14 protein-coding genes are annotated in these 15,481 nt (G+C 44.6%); 11 read left to right on the top strand and 3 right to left on the bottom strand.

The window, feature by feature from the left end; translation table 11 throughout:
• Positions 1-12 precede the first annotated feature (12 nt).
• From ACXAER_RS03665 to ACXAER_RS03625, 9 genes are all read left to right on the top strand, one after another.
• Entirely contained in the window at positions 13-594 is a 582-nt protein-coding gene (locus tag ACXAER_RS03665) for a sigma-E factor negative regulatory protein (protein ID WP_474826663.1), read from the top strand.
• Between the two features lie 124 nt (positions 595-718).
• Positions 719-1,888 carry a MucB/RseB C-terminal domain-containing protein gene (locus ACXAER_RS03660; protein WP_474826661.1) on the top strand — a complete coding sequence of 390 codons (1,170 nt, stop codon included), beginning with the start codon at positions 719-721 and terminating at the stop codon, positions 1,886-1,888.
• A 45-nt stretch (positions 1,889-1,933) separates the two neighbouring features.
• Complete coding sequence (locus ACXAER_RS03655; protein WP_474826659.1) at positions 1,934-2,383, top strand: SoxR reducing system RseC family protein; 450 nt, start codon at positions 1,934-1,936, stop codon at positions 2,381-2,383.
• A gap of 291 nt (positions 2,384-2,674) precedes the next feature.
• Positions 2,675-4,471 (top strand): translation elongation factor 4, encoded by a 1,797-nt coding sequence (gene lepA / locus ACXAER_RS03650; protein WP_179984001.1) that lies wholly within the window; start codon positions 2,675-2,677, stop codon positions 4,469-4,471.
• On the top strand, positions 4,471-5,373 hold the full coding sequence (gene lepB, locus ACXAER_RS03645; protein WP_474826656.1) for a signal peptidase I: 903 nt from the start codon (positions 4,471-4,473) through the stop codon (positions 5,371-5,373). The genes lepA and lepB overlap by 1 nt, the downstream gene beginning before the upstream one ends.
• Positions 5,373-6,059 carry a ribonuclease III gene (gene rnc / locus ACXAER_RS03640; protein WP_474805810.1) on the top strand — a complete coding sequence of 229 codons (687 nt, stop codon included), beginning with the start codon at positions 5,373-5,375 and terminating at the stop codon, positions 6,057-6,059. Before lepB ends, rnc begins: the two co-directional genes overlap by 1 nt.
• Positions 6,060-6,087: 28 nt before the next feature.
• Positions 6,088-6,999 carry a GTPase Era gene (era, locus tag ACXAER_RS03635; RefSeq protein ID WP_269917495.1) on the top strand — a complete coding sequence of 304 codons (912 nt, stop codon included), beginning with the start codon at positions 6,088-6,090 and terminating at the stop codon, positions 6,997-6,999.
• A gap of 169 nt (positions 7,000-7,168) precedes the next feature.
• Positions 7,169-7,807 carry a pyridoxamine 5'-phosphate oxidase gene (gene pdxH / locus ACXAER_RS03630; RefSeq protein ID WP_474826654.1) on the top strand — a complete coding sequence of 213 codons (639 nt, stop codon included), beginning with the start codon at positions 7,169-7,171 and terminating at the stop codon, positions 7,805-7,807.
• Between the two features lie 101 nt (positions 7,808-7,908).
• Positions 7,909-8,754, top strand: coding sequence for a TatD family hydrolase (locus ACXAER_RS03625; RefSeq protein ID WP_474826652.1), 846 nt, complete (start codon positions 7,909-7,911; stop codon positions 8,752-8,754).
• 17 nt (positions 8,755-8,771) lie between these two features.
• Here the strand turns inward: ACXAER_RS03625 and ACXAER_RS03620 are convergent, their stop codons facing one another.
• Positions 8,772-9,458 carry a hypothetical protein gene (locus tag ACXAER_RS03620; protein ID WP_474830492.1) on the bottom strand — a complete coding sequence of 229 codons (687 nt, stop codon included), beginning with the start codon at positions 9,456-9,458 and terminating at the stop codon, positions 8,772-8,774.
• A gap of 147 nt (positions 9,459-9,605) precedes the next feature.
• Between ACXAER_RS03620 and serB the strand changes: the two genes are divergently transcribed.
• Positions 9,606-10,589, top strand: a complete 984-nt coding sequence (gene serB / locus ACXAER_RS03615; RefSeq protein WP_474826650.1) for a phosphoserine phosphatase SerB — start codon at positions 9,606-9,608, stop codon at positions 10,587-10,589.
• Between the two features lie 210 nt (positions 10,590-10,799).
• Here serB and ACXAER_RS03610 read toward each other — a convergent pair whose 3' ends face one another.
• Positions 10,800-13,325 (bottom strand): PilZ domain-containing protein, encoded by a 2,526-nt coding sequence (locus ACXAER_RS03610; protein WP_474826648.1) that lies wholly within the window; start codon positions 13,323-13,325, stop codon positions 10,800-10,802.
• A 189-nt stretch (positions 13,326-13,514) separates the two neighbouring features.
• Here ACXAER_RS03610 and radA point away from each other — a divergent pair, with 189 nt between their 5' ends.
• Positions 13,515-14,882 carry a DNA repair protein RadA gene (gene radA, locus ACXAER_RS03605; protein WP_474826646.1) on the top strand — a complete coding sequence of 456 codons (1,368 nt, stop codon included), beginning with the start codon at positions 13,515-13,517 and terminating at the stop codon, positions 14,880-14,882.
• A 124-nt stretch (positions 14,883-15,006) separates the two neighbouring features.
• Here radA and ACXAER_RS03600 read toward each other — a convergent pair whose 3' ends face one another.
• A complete protein-coding gene (locus tag ACXAER_RS03600) occupies positions 15,007-15,414 on the bottom strand; it encodes a PilZ domain-containing protein (RefSeq protein WP_474826644.1) in 408 nt (135 codons plus the stop codon).
• Positions 15,415-15,481: the final 67 nt, after the last annotated feature.

Genomic DNA, 15,481 nt, shown 5'->3' with positions numbered 1-15,481 from the left:
GGAAATGAATATATGACGCAACAGCAAGAAAAATTGTCCGCATTCATGGATGGTGAGATAGAAGGCAATGACATCATCGATGCGATTAAGCAAGATGAAGCGCTTCAGGCCAAATGGCAACGTTACCATGTGTATCGCGGTGCAATGCGAAAAGAGGCAAGCGTTGCTCCTCAGTTGGACATTACCGCAAGCGTAGCAGCTGCGCTTGAAAACGAGCCAGCCATAGTCGCACCTAAACGCTCGCGCTGGCAGTCAATACCACTCGTTGGCAGTGTCGTTCCTTTTGCGAAGCAGTCAGGTCAGTTTGCAGTGGCTGCATCTGTGGCAGTGGCAGTTATTTTTGGTGTTCAGTACACCAATCAAGAAGCACCAACCGAGCCATTTATGACAGCGCCAACAATTGCACCTCAAGGCGGATTGTCTCCAGTGAGTTTGGAGCAAACCCGAACCTTACCGCGCAACGATATGAACGAAATGCTTGAGAAAAAGCGTAAAATAAATGCGCTAATTGCTGACCATGAGCAGCAAATAAAACTTAAGCAAGCGCAGGAAGAAGAGAGTGAAAACGAGACAAGCGGATCAGAGCGTCCATAGATTATCGTAGAGCGAGTCAAAATGAGTTAAAATGTGCCTTCGTTCCCAAGTGCGATGAAGATGCATTTTATATTTTAATCATACCAGCATATACTGCTGGTATGTTTGTTTTAAGGCGGGAATAATGCGCTGTAGTTCTATCCTTGCACTTTTTTTCATTTCGGGCGGGGCTATCAATGCCACGTTTGCCCATTCAACGACACCCAGCGAGGTGGCGAATTCTTCTGTTACAAGAGTTCAAGCAAATAGTGTTAGCGATGCTAAATCAGGAGACAATTCCAATACCGGCACAAACGTTTCCCAAGGGGAGGGTGTTCAGCAAGGAGAAGGGCTTCAAAGGCAAACTGAACAAAGTCTCAACGAGGAAAACGCGTCTGCTTCACCCACGCCACAACTTCAGTCGGCAAGTCAGTGGCTGGCTGAACTACAAAACATTATTACCAACGCCAATTTCCAAGTGTCCTTTGTGCAGACTGTCGCAGGAAAAGAAACGGTTCCTTACCTGTGGCGACATGGGATAATGGAGGATGGTTCTGAACTAGAGCAGTTAAATCTTCAAAATGGGCCTGGTCGCGAGCTTATTCGCGTTAATGATGTGGTCAGTGTATTTGAGCCCGACGTTCAACCTTACAGCCTACGGTCAAAGCATATAAATGGTCCAATACCTAGTGCATTGCTCTACCATCCAGAACAACTCAGTTCAGCCTATGAGTTTGTCGCTGTTGGAAGAGCGCGGGTGGCAGGGCGCTCAGCACAGCAAATTCGTATAGTTAGCCGAGATAACACACGGTTTGGCTATCAACTATGGCTCGATGAGTCCTCTGGTATGTTGCTGAAGCTTAATATGTTGGATTTGCAAGGGGCGTTATTAGAGCAAATTCAAGTTACCGCCTTTGCCATATCGCCTGAACCTGCGGAATATTTCTCGCGAATTAACTCAGCATCATTACCAGCGCCTATGGCTTTGAGTAATACCCCAAGCCGAGCACACAAATGGGATGTCACATATTTGCCCTCGGGCATGCGAGAAATAAAGCAAGATACAAGACGCCTAGCCTTAACAGGTCAGGTAGTAGAATATAAACTCTTTTCGGATGGCCTAGTGGACGTATCTGTTTATGTTCAGCCAGCCGAAGATGCGCTCGGCGAAACCCTTGCGTTACGAAACGAAGTCAGCACCTTTTTGACGCTGACCGACGGGAAAGCCCAAGTGACGGTAGTAGGGGAAATTCCACTACAGACTGCCAATGCTATTGCTACGTCGCTACGACCTGTTGCCAATGCAGGGCAATAAAGAGCTTCAGTTAAGCAGCACTTAAATACGGTAGAAAGAGCAAGTATGATTAAAGAAACCGCTACTGTGGTTGCTGTTGATGGTGATGAGGTAACCGTCGAAGCGGCAATTAAATCCACCTGTAATGCGTGTCAGGCTCAAAGTGATTGTGGCACAGGTGTCATTTCTCGTGCTATTGCGCCGAAAACACAACAATTAACGCTACGTACGCCTATGCCAGTACGGGTCGGTCAGCAGGTGACTGTGGGCATACCCGAAGCAGGTATTTTAAGTGCGTCGGCTTTCTTATATTTGTTACCGCTTATTGTTTTTATTGGCGCGTATTCAGTTTTTATATCACTGCTAAGCACAACAAGTTTTAGCCATGAATTATGGGCACTGGGTCCAAGCGCTTTAGTTACTTTCTTTACATACAAACTCATTGCTTACAAGTTACACCGAGTTGAGCGCACGAAATATCAACCCGTTTTATTAGGCCAGCAAGGCCTAAACTGAGCGAAGCACCTGCTCATAAGTAGGTTTAGCTCTTTTTATTTGCTCATATACGCTGTAGAGCCCCAAATTAGCAGTGCTTTACATGCTTCAAGTTTCAAGGCAGGCGGGTAAAGCCACGCCAAGTTGCCACTTTTATACGCTTTGCGTGCATGGGTATTAAAATTTCCGCCATGCCAATTCGCTTTTCGTGCCAGAAATGGGTAAAATCCGCTCGCGCTGCGTATAAGCCTGAACTCAGGGTAAGCAGCATATTTTGTTTAATGAATTTTTCTGCAGGTAATTTCCAGCATTATGCAACAATCGCACATTCGTAACTTCAGTATTATCGCCCACATTGACCACGGTAAGTCTACGCTGTCAGACCGTCTAATTCAGCACTGTGGAGGGCTAACCGATCGCGAAATGGCCGAGCAGGTTCTCGACTCAATGGACTTGGAAAAAGAGCGCGGTATTACCATTAAAGCGCAAAGCGTGACACTGAACTATGAAGCGCGCGACGGTGAAACCTATCAGCTAAACTTCATTGATACGCCAGGACACGTTGACTTCACTTACGAGGTGTCTCGTTCATTGGCAGCCTGTGAAGGAGCACTACTTGTTGTCGATGCCGGTCAGGGCGTTGAAGCACAGACGCTAGCAAACTGCTACACCGCTATCGAGATGGATATGGAAGTGGTACCTGTGTTGAATAAGATCGACTTGCCGCAGGCTGAACCAGACCGTGTTGCAGAAGAAATTGAAGACATTGTCGGTATTGATGCACTTGACGCTGTGCGCTGCTCAGCGAAAACAGGTATTGGTATTGAGGATGTGCTTGAAGTTATCGTAAACAAGATTCCACCACCTGAAGGTGACCGTGAAGCGCCACTTAAAGCATTGATCATCGATTCGTGGTTTGACAATTACCAAGGTGTTGTTTCATTGGTACGAATCGTGGAAGGACAGCTTAGCAAGAAAGATAAAATCCAGATAATGTCTAACGGACAAACTCACCAGGTGGATAAAATTGGTGTGTTTACGCCTAAGCCTTTAGACACGGGTACGTTACGAGCCGGTGAAGTAGGTTTTATCATTGCCGGTATTAAAGACATTCAAGGCGCACCAGTAGGTGATACCATTACTTTGGCTCGCGAGCCAGCTGAAGCTATGCTGCCAGGCTTTAAAAAGGTTAAACCTCAGGTTTATGCCGGTATTTTCCCAATAAGCTCAGATGACTACGAAGACTTCCGCGATGCCCTTGCTAAACTAAGTCTGAACGACGCTTCACTATTCTATGAGCCAGAAAGCTCAGCAGCGCTTGGCTTTGGTTTCAGAATTGGTTTCCTTGGCATGCTGCACATGGAAATTATCCAAGAGCGTTTAGAGCGCGAATATGATCTTGGTCTTATCACTACAGCACCTACAGTAATTTACGAAGTTGAAACAACCAAGGGCGAAACGCTTACCGTAGATAGCCCGGCTAAACTGCCGCCAGTGAACGATATCGCTGAAATTCGTGAGCCTATGGTTGAAGCTAACATTCTTGTTCCTCAAGAATACTTAGGCAACGTAATTACGCTTTGCGTTGAAAAGCGTGGTATGCAAACCAACATGACTTACCACGGCAAGCAAGTAGCGGTAACGTACGAGCTGCCAATGGCTGAAGTAGTGCTTGATTTCTTTGACCGTTTGAAATCTACCAGCCGTGGCTTTGCGTCTCTTGACTACAACTTTAAGCGTTTCCAAAGCTCAGATATGGTACGCGTAGATATTCTGATTAATGGTGAGCGTGTGGATGCACTTGCAGTCATCACGCACAGAGAAAACTCTCAGGGACGTGGTCGTGAATTGGTAGAGAAGCTTCGCGAGCTTATTCCACGTCAAATGTTCGATATCGCTATTCAGGCGGCTATCGGTAACCATATTGTTGCAAGAAGTACGGTGAAGCAGCTGCGCAAAAACGTAATCGCGAAGTGTTACGGCGGTGACGTAAGCCGTAAGAAGAAGCTACTTCAAAAGCAAAAAGAAGGTAAAAAGCGAATGAAGCAAGTGGGTAATGTTGAATTGCCACAAGATGCGTTCCTTGCAGTACTTAAGGTGGGCAAATAATGGCAAATTATTTCTCCTTAATTTTGGTGGCACTCACCTTAATAACAGGACTAGTCTGGCTATTGGATAGCCTAGTGTTTGCGCCAAAACGAAAAGCGCGTTTACAGGCTGCAGCGACTGCAGAGGGTGCGGGCTATGGAGAAGACCCTCAGCTGCCGTACCTGGTTGACACCTCACAACAGATATTCCCTGTTATTGCTTTCGTTTTGGTATTGCGCTCGTTTTTGTATGAACCTTTCCAAATTCCATCCGGTTCAATGATGCCTACGTTATTGGTGGGTGACTTCATTTTAGTTGAGAAGTTTGCGTACGGCGTAAAAGACCCTGTTTTCAGAAGTAAGTTAATTGAAACGGGTGTGCCAGAGCGCGGCGATGTAGTGGTTTTCAAATACCCTGAAGAACCGTCAATAGATTACATCAAGCGCGTAATTGGTTTACCGGGCGATACCGTGGTTTATCAAAATAAGCAGGTTTACATCAAACCTAAGTGTGAATCTGGTAGCAATTGTCCAAAGTTAAAAGCAGTGCCGTTAACGTTCCAAGAGCGCGGTGAGTTTGTACAAGACATGGCGCAACTTATGCGTTACACCGAAGATTTAGGCACAGTAGAGCATGATATTCTTCGCCACCCCGTTCGCGAAATTTCACCGGTTAATTTCTACACTCAACCGGGAACCCGAAGTAACGAGTGGATAGTGCCAGAAGGTCAGTATTTCGTATTGGGCGATAACCGTGATAATAGCCGCGATAGCCGTTTCTGGGGTTTTGTTCCAGATGCAAACTTGGTTGGAAAAGCCGTTGCAATTTGGATTTCCTTTGAGTTTGAGCGCAGCCCTTCAGACTTTCTTCCTACGTGGGTTCCAACAGGTATTCGATTTGAGCGTGCAGGTGGCATTCATTAATGCAGGGTATTGATAAATATCGTCGTCTTTACAAGGCGATAGGCTACACATTTACCAATGAGGCGTTATTAGAACAAGCGCTTACTCACCGCAGTGCAGCCAAACAACACAATGAACGCTTAGAGTTTCTGGGCGACGCTATTTTAGGCATGATTGTGGGGGAAACACTGTTTAAGCGTTTTCCTACAGTACCTGAAGGCAAGCTTACCCGCATGCGCTCTACATTGGTAAAAGGCGAGACGTTAGCTGAGCTCGCTAAGGAAGCCAGCGTGGGTGAATTACTCAACTTGGGGCCAGGTGAGCTTAAAAGTGGCGGTCATCGCAGAAGCTCGATTTTGGCTGACGCAGTTGAAGCTATCTTAGGTGCTATCTATCTCGATTCAGGTATGGACGAAGTGCGTGGCGTTATCGACCGTTTGTGGGAGACTCGCATAAACAAGCTCGACCCTAACGCCCACCCTAAAGATAGTAAAACACGTCTTCAGGAATTTCTGCAAGGTCGCAAGCAGCCATTGCCAACGTACGAGGTGCTGTCTATTTCCGGTAAAGACCATGCGCAAACTTTCGAAGTAAGCTGCAAAGTAGAAAGTCTACCAAAGGCAGTCGTGGCGTCTGGCAATAGCCGTCGTAAAGCAGAACAAGAAGCTGCTCGTCTAACATTGGAGAAGCTTGATGACAACGCATGATGAGTCAAATTTGCCCGAAATGCCAGAGATGCCAGATATACAAACTCGCTGTGGCTTAGTAGCCATAGTAGGGCGCCCTAACGTGGGCAAGTCAACGCTACTTAACCGTTTGCTGGGTCAAAAAGTAAGTATTACTTCACGTAAGCCTCAGACCACCCGTCACCGTATTCTAGGTATAGATACTGACGGCGACTATCAAGCGATTTACGTTGATACACCGGGGCTTCACCAAGACGAAAAACGCGCGATTAATCGCTACATGAACCGCGCCGCGTCTAGCTCATTAGCTGAAGTTGGCCTTGTGCTGTTTGTAGTGGAAGGCGATAGATTCAACGCCGAAGATGAAATGGTATTAAGTAAGGTTAAACAAGCAAACCTTCCTTGCTATCTTATCGTAAACAAGATGGATAAGGTTGAAGATAAAGAAAACTTTATGGTTCACCTTCAAAAGCTTGGCGAGAAACACCCGTTTGAGCACATGATCCCTATCAGCGCTAAACAGGGCAAAATGGTAGACGATATTAGAGACCTAGTGGCAAAGTCGTTACCTAAGAGTGAATTTTTCTTTCCAGAAGACTATATCACTGATCGTTCAAGTCGCTTTATGGCTGCTGAAATTATCCGTGAAAAACTGATGCGCTTCACTGGCGATGAGTTGCCTTACTCTACTACGGTAGAAATTGAGCAGTTCAAAATGGCTGACAATGGTGTTTATCGTATTAGTGGCTTAATTTTGGTTGAGCGCGAAACGCAAAAACGCATGATCATCGGTAAAGGCGGTAAGCATTTGAAAACCATTGGCGAGCAAGCGCGTAAAGATATGGAAAACTTGTTCGATAATAAAGTGTTTTTGGAGCTTTGGGTTAAAGTGAAACAAGGCTGGGCCGACGATGAGCGTGCTTTGCGTTCACTAGGCTACGGTGACGACAGCAACTTTTAGCCTAAATCGTTGTTAGTATTAGTACGTTGAGCCTTGTTCTAATGCTAACTAGCGCTACATTCTCAAGTGCTCTTGGTAAACGTGAAGCCAGAAGCATTCGCGTAAAGGTATGCACAAACATCTACAATAAGCATTATTAATCATAGTAATCTCTTCTCAGGAGCGGTATATGGCAATTTCAGATATGCGCAGGCAGTACTCGAAAGGCAGTTTGAGTGAGGCAGATATTACTTCAAGTCCGTTTATTTTGTTCGATAAATGGCTGAAAGACGCTATTGATGCTGGTATACCCGATCCTACTGCGATGACGGTTGCCACCGTTGACGCTAATGGCCAACCTTCTCAACGTATCGTTTTGTTAAAAGATGTCAGTGAAAATGGATTTGTTTTTTTCACAAATCTTGGCAGTCGAAAAGCGCAAGAACTCTCGGTTAACCCAAAAGTATCCTGTCACTTCCCATGGTTCTTTATGGAGCGCCAAGTTCGTGTATGCGGCAGCGTTGAAAAGCTTTCTGTTTCTGAAAATGCAGCCTATTTCTTCTCTCGCCCTAAAGACAGCCAGTTGGCAGCCTATGCGTCTAAACAAAGCAAGCCAATTGGCAGTAGAGAGCTTTTGCTTACCCAATTCAAGCAACTAAAAGATAAGTTTGCGAACAAAGAACTCCCCGTACCGGACTTTTGGGGAGGCTTTCGTATTGTGCCTCATCAAATTGAATTTTGGCAGGGCGGAGAAGATAGATTGCACGACCGTTTTGAGTATAACAAAACCGAAGATGGTGCATGGGCAACACAGCGCTTAATGCCGTAAAAACTCATATTGATTGCATAGGGTAGCTAGTCTTTTATAGTGGCTAGACATTTTAAGCACTTAGTATTTGATTGAGCGTAAAGCGTAAAGTGAGCAACACCATGATTGATAGTCATTGCCACCTCGACTTACTTGCATCAAAAGTAGATCTTCATACTGCGCTGGAAAGTGCCAAGGCCGCTGGGCTTACTCACATAATGGCACCAAGTATTAACCCACGTTCTTGGGAAGCAATTCAAGCGCTTAGTGAGCAGCACAGCAAACTTTTGCCTATTGATACCGCGCTAGGTCTTCATCCTTATTTTTTGACCGATAGCAATCAAGATAATACAGGTTCTACCACTGACGTACCTGAGCAGGCAATTGATGAAAATCTCGAACAGCTTGAAGCGGCTGCTGCCACTCTGCATCCTTCGGTAAAAGCAGTGGGGGAAACCGGTATTGATGGGCACATTGATGTGCCATTGACGCTTCAAAAGAAAGTGCTACACGCCCATTTAAAACTCGCTGATACAAAAGCGCTGCCAGTTATTTTACATCACCGAAAAAGCCATCACTTATTACTTGAAGCCTTTAAGCAAGCTAAGTATCAAGGTATTGGGGTAGTCCATGCTTTTTCGGGTAGTGTGGAAGCGGCCAAAGCCTATATTGAGCGAGGCTTTTACTTAGGAATAGGTGGCACGATAACCTATGAAAGAGCACAAAAAACGCGAGATACCTTTAAGTATCTGCTAGAAAACCATTTCGATAAGATACTACTAGAGACTGATGCCCCTGATATGCCCATGTACGGCAGACAGGGAGCCCCTAATCAACCACAGTATCTCCCCGATGTTGTTGATGTAATACACGAGCTTTTCGCTATATCGCCTAAGCAAACAATATCTATTACAACACAAAACTATTTACGCTTGTTTAAAACAGCAAAGAGTCGCTTTGTGGTGTAAAAAGCCCGTATACCCGCTTACAAATTACTTTTCTTTGTTATTGATTCGATAGCTTGGATAAACCAAGGGCGAGATTTATAAAACGCCCGCGTCAGGTAAATGCCTAACATTAAAGCCAAAAACACTAAAATACACGCAATTAACGCCAATTGATAACGCAGGGCAAGGGGACTTTCTAATATTGTCTGCGTATCCATATGAATGTTCACATAGCCTAATACATTATCATTGTTGTCGGTGATCACCCCGACATAGGTAAGCGGCGTCACGCCTTGGGACTGGCTCATCGACACAACGCTTTCAATTTGAGGTAAAGGCGCAATGTACCTTCCGTTTTTATCAAACACTGATAGAGCAAGAATATGCGGCTCGTTAACTAAAACGGTGGCAACACTTTCAATGTAGTTTCGTTGGGCAAGGGTACTTGATAGTGAAGAGTCAGAACCTTCTTCGCTTGCTTGATTGGCTGCTTGCTCAGCCTCAAATGCGGGTCGAAGTAGCTTAGCGTACTGCCTTGCGATGCTCTCTCCAGAAAAACGAGTCTGCACCGTTAGCCAGTCACTTTGGTATTGCTGCAGCAAAAGTATCAATACAATAACCAGCGCAAACACCGTACTTACAATCAGCGTATGAAATAGTCTTTTTAGCGCAGTGTAAAGCGAATGCGAATTGCTTTTTGATTGTGAAGGGGCTTTGCTCAGCACGTTTAACAATGCGTAATTCCATAATTGCTATGAGTTGCCTAACAGTAGGTGAAATCTAAATAATTTTAAAGGGGATATTTTATTAGTTAGCCTAATTGGTTAGCATTAGCGCATCATTTGCCAATTACCACAGTCTCTGTGTGCGTTATGAAAGACATATTCACCATCGAAATCAATAATGACGATATTCATCTAGCTTCATACCTGGCAAACATTGTCAGCGCTGAGCACAATACGCAAGCGTATTCCCATACGCTAATTGTAGTCGGACAAGCTATAACCCCGTATTTATTAAGAGGCGTATTAGATAAACTCAAAAACGTATTTTCGCCAGTAAGTGCTGCGTTTCATCATTTGCATCAGCGAATGGGAGATGATGCTATCGAAGTAAGAGGGCAGGTAATTAACGCAAAGCCTGAGCAAATTAAGTCTTTACTTGGTGATGTCAGTGATGCTTACAACCTTGATGTTGGACTGCAAACCTCGCGACCGTCTTTGTCTGAACCTGGTCTTCTGGTTATGGATATGGACAGCACGGTCATTGCCATAGAATGTATTGATGAAATAGCAAAACTGGCTGGTGTTGGTGAACAGGTTGCCGAAGTGACCGCAAGAGCAATGCGCGGAGAAATTGCCTTTAACGATAGCTTAACGCATAGGGTGGCGTGTTTAGAGGGGGTACCCATTGACCACCTTAATCAAATCCGTGACAGCATTCCTATTATGCCTGGTATTCAGACTCTGCTTAAGCATTTAAAAGCGAATAACTGGAAACTCGCTATTGCATCGGGTGGCTTTACGTTCTTTGCTGACCATTTAAAAGCAAGGCTGGGACTGGACTATGCGATATCAAACACGCTTTCGGTTAAAGACGGGCACTTAACAGGTAAAGTGGAAGGCGAAATTATTAATGCTGATGTGAAAGCTCGCACGGTGAAAGTGCTGTCTGAAAAGTGGCAAATACCATCGAGCCAAACCGTTGCTATGGGCGATGGGGCGAACGACTTGGTGATGATGGCTGAATCAGCCTTAGGCGTTGCATGTCACGGCAAACCTCTAGTGAATGAGAAAGCGGACGTAGCCGTACGAGTTGGTAGTCTGCACAGCCTTCTTTATTTCTTAGATAAATAGACGCTAAAGGAATTTGAAAGGAAACAGCTATTCCTGCTTTCCCACGCTTTGCTAGGAAATTTGCCAGCGCCTTTGGAGTGGACAATTATCTGTGCAAACTGGTATATAAGCGCCCGTTATTAAAACAATCGGCGCTTAAATAAATTTGAGGTCTGAGCTTAGACTTCTAAGCGCAGGCATTGTTATGTACGTTAAAATACGGCGTCTTACTTAAGCGTTGTTAACCATGGCTTTAGGTTGAACTGCACTTTTTAGCGTTTTATTTGCCGTAATGTCTTGCATTGTAAAGCCGTATCTTATGAGAACCTCGTCGGTGACATCGACAAGGTGGGAACAGGCGGCAATACTCCACATTTTCTTTTCTAACTCACGAGCTCTGTGCATGGCGTACATGGTGACGTAGTTAATTTCTGTTTGCAGCATGGTCAAGTCAGGCTTGCCAGTTGTGGTTAGCATAACGTGTATAGCGACAAATTGACCGCGCACCATGGCTTCTCTGATAAATGCCCGGCGTTGTTCATTGCTTTCAAATTTATGAGAGTAACGGGGGATGATGGCCATTCGCGGCTCTTTTTGAGACGCATCGAAAGATATGAATAGCTCTTGTCGTAAGGGCATGTTTTCAAGCTTAACCGCTTTGATACCATTTTGTACAAAAGGAGAGTCTTGCTTTCTATCTCTAAACAAAAATTCTAAATTTACTTTACCGCGCTCTGCATATTGCGTGGTAAGGGTAGTGATGCGTTCGTCTTGTTTTCCAACAATACACGCTTGCGGAGTATATCGAACACCTTCTTTACTCATCAGGAAAGATAAGGAGGTCGCGTTTCTTGCATTTATACAACGTAGAGCTTGCCCCATTCCCTCTACTTCTTCTTCGTCGTTATCGACTTTAAGATTGGCCTTGTTCTTTTTGATTAATTCTTCAAAAAAGTTACGAGCGCTTTTGCCCTCGTCGCCAGTTGCCGTCTTCAGATGAAGGATATTTTTCTCGACATTATGATAAATAATTTCATACTGAAGGTGCATAACGTCGAAGTTGTTCGCGATTTCCTGAAGCCGAGGAAAGGCAACTTCTACTCTTCCCTCTAAACTACCTTTATAATCTTTTGCCAGCTCAACTCGAAGACCTAAACCGTGAACTGAGATGTCTTCGCTAATGCCTCGATGGACCGTCGATTCGCCATTAAACCTTGCTTCAATTTGCGTTCTTAGCTGGTAACGGCTTTCAATGCGTTGCTCTTCGTACTTAAAACGTACAATATGAATGTTAGATGCTGCACGATTCCTTGGGTGGCCGAAGATCCTCAAATGCGCAAGGTTGTCGCGATTAAACTTAAGTTCGTTGTACGTCTCTTGCCCTGTTACTGAGGTCACGTCTGTAACATGAGCGAGATAACGCAGGTTTTTAAGTTTTGACATTAAACGAGCAGAAGGCGGTGTATTAAGCTTTTTAACTTTATTGCCAACGGAGTCTGGGATAGAAAGCGGAATATGCGCTTGTTCTGGGTCCATGTCTGTCAGGGTTATTTTAAAAACTCTCCAACTTGCTTTTCTTGAGCCAAAACCCAAAAATACACGGGATAAGACCTCTTTCTGTTGAAGCTCTTCATAGGAGGCTGAATAAAAATAAACTTTATCTGTGTGCAAATGGGTAAAGCTGAAAACAAATATTTCACGAACTTCATCAGATTTGTTTAGTAACCGAGTAAGTCTTTCTTGCGATAGCAAGAAATTAAGACGACAGTTTTCCTCTTCGTCTTGCCAATATTGAACGGTTTCCCTGTTAACCTCATTTACCATCGCATAGCGGGGCACCAAAGTTTCGTTGACAACGTCGATAAACACGGGAAGCGTAGGGCTACGGGGTGAAAAATACTGTTCACAGGTTTTACTGGTTATCGCTTCGATGGTGTTCGTCATGTTCACTTTATAGCGGCGTTTATTGCCGTGGATAAAGCTTTCTAAAAACTTATCGAATGCGGGGTTTGGGTGAGTTTTATCGCGCTGTAGGGCTAAATAGTTAATGTCATTTTTGGTAATTATCTTTACTAGTTTGTAAGCAATGCCATTTTTCTTATCCATGGCAAACTCGTTTTCGAGCCCTCTAAAGTAAATAAAGAGCGTTTCATCCTTTTCGAAAAACGAGTCTTTAGACAATTTTACTTGCAGGCCTTCAAGAGAAATATCTACACTTAACCCACGCATTGATTGATTGGCACTGTTGAATATTTCTACGGCAACCGCAAAATTCATGCGCTCTGTATTACGCTGTCTATAGTCGAGAAGGTTTACAGTGGGAACTTTGAATTGTTCTAAAACTGCTGAACGTTTTTTAGCTTCGGGGTTTTCTTTATCTGCGCGCTGTTGAGCAAGCTCTTTTTCCCGCATTAGGCGGAAGTTATTCTCAGTGTTTTGAACGGCCTCGTACACACCGTAAGTGTATCGACCAAACACGCGCAGTTGTTCTTCAAACTTATCAACGGCCACGTCATCCATGTAGTGGCTTCGCCCTTCGTGCACATACTTTTTGCACTTTCCGTCAACATGGCCGCGCAAATCTATGGTACGCATACAAGGTTTAGCTAAACGCTTTACTTCCATTTTAATTAGAAAGCGTTTTTCTTTTGGCACGTCAGAAGCAGTTTGAAGCAATACCTGGTTAAATTCAGGCTCGTTAACCATAGGCTTTAGCTGTTCAATAATGTCAGCGTATTGCTTTAAATCTTGACTCATGAATGCGCAACTTTGTTGTTAAGTATCAATTATTTTAGTTGTTATCGGCAAATCAGCAAAACTCATTAACCCGTTAAATTTTATACTTTTGGGGCATATTTCTGAATAAAAACTGACTGTAGGTTTGTGCTTAATTCACCGTTATTAAGTGTTAGAATACTCTTTTTAAGCTATGGATAAAACTGGAATATGGCAAAACGTAAAACTGCTTATGTGTGTTCTGACTGCGGGGCTGAGTTCCCACGTTGGCAAGGACAGTGCTCGGAGTGTAAAGCGTGGAACACGATAAGTGAGTTTGTGGTTGCCAGTGCTAAAAGTGTGGCCCGACAAACCACGTCAGGTTATGCAGGTCAAACAGCCGCTAAAATTGAGACCTTAAACGCAATAGATTTAGAATCGCTTCCACGTTTTTCTTCAACATTTAAAGAGCTAGACAGGGTGCTTGGCGGAGGGATAGTCCCTGGTGCAGCCATGCTAATCGGTGGCTCACCCGGCGCCGGAAAAAGTACACTTTTGCTTCAGGTAATGTGTCAGATGGCGAAAAGCGAAGCTGCCCTCTATGTCACTGGGGAAGAGTCGCTTCAACAGGTGGCCATGCGAGCTAAGCGTTTAAACCTACCCGACGACAAGTTGATGATGCTAGCCGAAACTAATGTGGAAACCATCTGTGATTTGGCGCTGACCAAAAAACCTAAAATTATGGTTATCGACTCTATTCAGGTTATGCACGTGTCAGATGTTCAATCTGCGCCGGGCAGTGTGTCGCAAGTACGAGAAAGTGCAGCCTATTTAACGCGCTTTGCCAAACAAAATCACATTGCCATGTTTATTGTTGGCCACGTAACGAAAGACGGTAACTTAGCGGGTCCGAAAGTTCTCGAGCACTGTATCGACAGCTCTATGATGTTGGAAGGAGAAAGTGACGGTCGCTACCGCACCCTTCGAAGTCATAAAAATCGTTTTGGTGCGGTAAATGAGCTTGGTGTATTTGCCATGACAGAAAAGGGGCTGAAAGAGGTGAGCAACCCTTCGGCCATCTTTTTAAGTCGAGGAGACAACGAAACGCCAGGGTCTAGCGTTATGGTTATATGGGAAGGCACTCGCCCGTTACTAGTGGAAATACAAGCGCTAGTGGATTATTCGCAGATGTCGAACCCAAGGCGAATCGCTGTAGGGCTAGATCAGAACCGTTTGTCTATGCTGCTTGCGGTTTTGCATCGCCATGGCAATGTACAAATGAACGATCAAGACGTATTTGTGAACGTGGTTGGCGGTGTACGCGTCTCTGAAACCAGTGCAGACTTAGCTCTATTACTGGCGATGATTTCCAGCTTCCGAAACCGTTCATTACCGCGCGACTTGATTGTGTTTGGTGAAGTAGGTCTTGCAGGTGAAATTCGTCCGGTTCCCAATGGAACAGAGCGCATAATAGAAGCGGCAAAGCATGGCTTTAAACGAGCTATTGTGCCTAAAGCCAATGCCCCTAAACAAGCTATTAATGGCATGAAAGTCGTGCCCGTGGCTCGACTTTCTGAAGCATTAGATGCCTTGGAATAAAGCGAAAGGCATTATTGTTAAAGCTGTCGGAAAGGCGTAAGAAGACGAGTGAAGTACGTCTTTTTGCGCAGTTTAAAGGAGGTGGGCTTTACTGAAGCCAGGCAAAGACTTGTAGTATTTTTCTCTAATTTGGGGCTTGATAAACCGCATTTACCAGCGCATTAAGATCTTTCTCTTCAATACTAGCATCATCGCTGTTTAGTAAGATTAAACGGCGAAGAGCGCTTATGCTGTCCACATCCATTTGCTCTACTTTACAGCCTAATGAAACCCGTTCTTGTCTGCTGTCCGCGTGGCGATAGAGTTGTGAAATGAAAAGTGTAATGACAGGACTGTCTTCGTTGGCTTGGAAGGAAGCAACATAAGGCTCATGGCTGTCGAATGGTAAATTGGAAAGTGCAGTTTCCGTTGCCTGTAATTTAATACCTTGAAGCGATACGTCGCTGACTACCACATCAATGCTAACGTCATTGTGGGCCAGTGTGCCATTTACATTAAGTGATACTCGTTGGAATTGACGCTTATCTGTCATTACTCAAATACCTATGTTCGTTCTCGCTGTCAGTATTGGCTAATTTGCGTGGGTTCGCAATGAAAAG

The sequence above is a fragment of the Alteromonas sp. AWJ4_199 genome, from assembly GCF_056159165.1.
Note: the sequence above shows the minus strand (reverse complement) of the source record. Positions and strands in the feature narration are given on the sequence as shown.